The organism is Paenibacillus sp. N119s (assembly GCF_059447605.1).
On the sequence record NZ_JCAJRU010000334.1, the window covers coordinates 1 to 4,142 of the forward strand.

1 protein-coding gene and 1 pseudogene are annotated in these 4,142 nt (G+C 47.3%); both read left to right on the forward strand.

What is annotated here, in order from left to right; translation table 11 throughout:
* Positions 1-294 (forward strand): annotated as a pseudogene (locus AC5V8P_RS23965) (methyl-accepting chemotaxis protein); the annotation flags it as partial.
* A 139-nt stretch (positions 295-433) separates the two neighbouring features.
* Positions 434-4,129 carry a non-ribosomal peptide synthetase family protein gene (locus AC5V8P_RS23970; protein WP_064798147.1) on the forward strand — a complete coding sequence of 1,232 codons (3,696 nt, stop codon included), beginning with the start codon at positions 434-436 and terminating at the stop codon, positions 4,127-4,129.
* Positions 4,130-4,142: the final 13 nt, after the last annotated feature.

Genomic DNA, 4,142 nt, shown 5'->3' on the forward strand with positions numbered 1-4,142 from the left:
AATGATATTCTCCAAGCCACTAAAAATGTAGCATGGCAAATCCAAGAAGTATCCAGTGCTACGGAGGAGATTTCTGCAGGGACACAGGAAATGACCGCGACAGCAGACGATCTTTCCTCTACTGTAACCAAAACAGCCAACAACAGTGTTCACATTATGCAAACAGTAGAGGAACAAAAAGCTTCTTTGGATTCTATCATTGAATCCTCCCATAAGCTGACAACCATGTCCGAAGAGCTTCAAGAGATTACTTCATATTTCAAAATTGCAGACACAAACCGTAAAAAATCATAATATCCATTTATCGATTTTAATGCTTATTTTATAGGCCGCTCGGTAATGCCTCCCTCCTGTTCATCCATTTGAAGGGAACGGAGGCATTTACTAAATTCCCATGTAATTTAGATACCCAGACATTCAGGAGGTTAGCGTAATGGCATCATTACTACAAAACAGCACACAGACAGCTCCATCCCCATTCCTAGTTCCCTTGGATTTTGCACGCATACAGCGCAAGCATACATTCTCTACTTATCAGGTAGAGTTAGAAGCGTCCATCTCGGAACAATTGAATCAGCAAGCATCTGCGGAGAACAGACAAGCTGTGCTCTTATCAGCATATACTGCATGGTTATATCGTCTATCTGCGGAGGAAGAAGTTTCTTTCTCTACTTTTGTGCCTCGATCAGGTCTGCTTACAGCATCGCTGACAGTTGAAAAAGAAACCACTTTTCATGATCTGGCAAGCTTATTTCAGGGGATGCTGCGTGAGTCTAATGCGTTCCTGGCAGAACCACAAGCTGATACTTCATTTTCATCAACACTACCTTCAAACAATGGTGTAGAATCCCGTATTATGGACTGGGCTGTCAATGAGAACAATGGCACTTATCAAATCCAGATTCGGTATGATCAATCACTCTTGCTGGAAACAACGGTTGTTCGATACACAGAATACTTTGTAACCCTTCTGCGTGGTGCGCTAAACAACAGCCATGCACTTGTGAATTCCATTGACATATTATCGGACGCGGATCGTGCTGCTCACGAAGCTTTAAATAATACAGTGGTAAAATATCCTGAGCATCAGACGATTCACGGAATGTTTGAAGAAGCGGCTTCCCAATATCCTGATCGTCCAGCTATTGCATCCCATACTGGGGAATACACGTACCGTGAACTGAACGAGCGTGCTAACCAAGTCGCACGTGTTTTGTTATCCAAAGGTCTTGCCAAAGGTGAATTCGTGACCATCTTTATGGAACGAAGCTTGGAGACCGTTATTTCGCTGCTCGGCATCCTGAAAGCCGGAGGCGTGTACGTTCCTGTTGATCCCGCTCACCCCGCTGATCGGAGCAGCTACATTGTCGAGGACACGCGTTCTCCTTTTGTCTTAACAACTTCCGCACTCACCCAACAAGCGGCTGAACTATGCGGTTCCATTGAAACCGTAAAAGAAATATTAGCTATTGATGGGCCACTGGCGGGTTATGCAGCTAGCAATCCAAACGTTGATGTAAGTCCGGATGATCTAGCTTATGTCATCTATACGTCCGGTTCTACAGGCAAACCAAAAGGTGCCCTGATCGCTCACCGCGGTGTTGTTAACTTAGGAGCTGTCGTGCAACGCGATTGTGACATTACACCTCAGGATGTATTGACCCAATTCGCCACCTATAGCTTCGATGCCTCGGTGTGGGATACGATTGGAGCCTTGTTTTATGGCGCAAAATTGTACCTGCTGTCTTCCGAAGAGCGCGTATCTGTCGAAGAATTCGCCGAAGCCATCGAACGTACAGGCACGACGATTATCACTATTTTGCCAACCGTATTTTTTAATCAGCTATCTACGTACTTGTCAGACGAAGGTTATCGCAAACTCGCAAATGTTCGAATTGTGACTGTGGCAGGCGAAGCGCTGTACGGCTCGCAAGTTCGGGCGTTCCAAAGCAAATTCGGTACAGATACAGACATCGTAAACGTATACGGACCAACTGAATGCACCGTAGCTACAACGACCCATCGAGTCCGTGGTGCCGTACCTGAACATGTCGTTAATATCCCGATCGGCAAGCCGATTTACAATTATAAAGTGTATATCGTTAACGACGATAACAAGCTTTGTCCTGTCAATATTCCAGGCGAGGTATGCATTGCCACGCCTGCGTTGGCCCACGGCTATCTTCATCAGCCGGAGCGTACAGCCCAATCATTCGTGGACAATCCTTTTGTCCCAGGTGAGAAAATGTACCGTTCAGGTGATATTGCCAAGCTGCTGCCAGACGGTACGATTGAATACGTAAGCCGGAAGGATTCGCAGCTCAAAATTCGGGGAAACCGGATTGAAATAGGGGAAATTGAAGATCATTTCTCCAAACATCCAGGTGTTCAAGACGTAGCAGTTGTCGCCGTTAAAGATCACACAGATCAGAACATGCTAGTTGGCTATTTCACCACTTCGGATGGACAGTCCATTCCACAGGACGTTATTCAGTCTTATATTGGAGGCAAGCTGCCTTCCTACTTTGTACCGACCCATGTCATCCATCTGGAAGCCATGCCTATTTCACCAACAGGCAAGATTGATCGTAAAAAGTTGGCCCTGCGACCACTTCCTGAAGTGTCTGATCTTACGTCCGGCGGGGAACCTCTCCGCGAAGGAACTGAAACACTCATTGCCGAAGCATGGACACAAGTGCTTGGTAAACATAACATTGGCGCCACCGATGATTTCTTCCTGATCGGAGGCGATTCGCTTCGTGTCATTCATGTACTAGCTATTCTGAAGCCGCGTTATGGCGCGCTTCGTATTGGAGACTTCTTCCGTTACAAGACCGTTCGTGAGCTTGCTGAATATGTAGAGCAATTAGGAACAGAACAAGCGCCGCAGCGCAAGTCACTCGCGTTTTCTAAGGGAAAAACGGATTTGAATGAACATCCTATTGAGCTGCCTGGTGCTTCAGATTTAGCTGAAATCCGCGACTTGCGCGTAATTTTGTTGACCGGAGCCACAGGATATCTGGGTTCACACATTCTGTATGACCTGCTCCACCGGACAAAAGCCAAAGTATACGCCATGGTCCGTCCTTCTCAGAGCGGTCCGTCTGGCTTAGAGCGTATTCAATCCGTATTGACAGGATATTTTGGTCAAAATATCTCCAGCTTGATGGAAGGACGTGTGAAGGCTGTCTATGGAGATCTGGAACAAGCAGATCTGGGTCTCTCCTCTGTCGATCGCCATATGCTGGAGCAACATATCGATGGTATCATTCACAGCGCTGCTGACGTTCGCCATTTTGGTGATTCGGCAACCTTTGATCGCACGAATGTGACCGGAACATTGGAACTGCTAAAAATCGCTCAAGCCAAGCCAGGAGTCTCCTTCCACCATGTTTCCACTATGGGAATACCGGAGGATCTTGCAAACGAAGGAAAATGGGAATCGACATTGGAACTCTCTGCCTTCCCAGATGAACTGAACGTGGACAATCTGTACACGAACAGTAAACTCGCAGCGGAGAAGCTATTGTTCCAGGCAGCTCAAGCAGGTACGCCTGTCTCGATCTACCGTGCGGGCAATTTGACAGCCCATTCGGCCAACGGACGCTTCCAGCGTAATATCGACAGCAATGCTTATTATCGTATGATGAAGGCGATGCTGCTGCTGGGCAAAGCGCCACAAGCCGATTGGCATACGGACTTCACACCGATTGATTACGCTAGCCGTGCTATCGTAGAACTGTCCGTCAAGCAAAAAAGTGCGAACCGCATTTTCCACATCTGTAATCCGAACCCACTGCCATATGATGAACTGATCGCTATGGTAAACCAGCTCGGTTACGCAGTAGAAACCCTGCCTTTTGACGATTACAGCGCTTGGCTGCTGAATCCGTCTTCCGGCATTCAGGAAGATGCACTCCACCTTGCGATGGGACAACTCGAAGGTGATGGTGCCAAGGATTCGGCTTACCGTTACGGCTGCTCTGTAACCAAAGCTCTGCTGGAACAAGCTGGCATTCAGTGTCCGGTAACCAACCTGGAGTTTATTCGCAATATGATCCAGCATGCCGTCGAGATCGGTTACTTCCCGGCCTCATCTTCGGTATCTGCAAAAGCAACACAGAGGTAACAAAGTTGTGATA

Excerpts from the sequence above, each read along its gene's own strand:
- AC5V8P_RS23970 (WP_064798147.1), top strand. The coding sequence starts at position 434 with ATGGCATCATTACTACAAAACAGCACACAGACAGCTCCATCCCCATTC.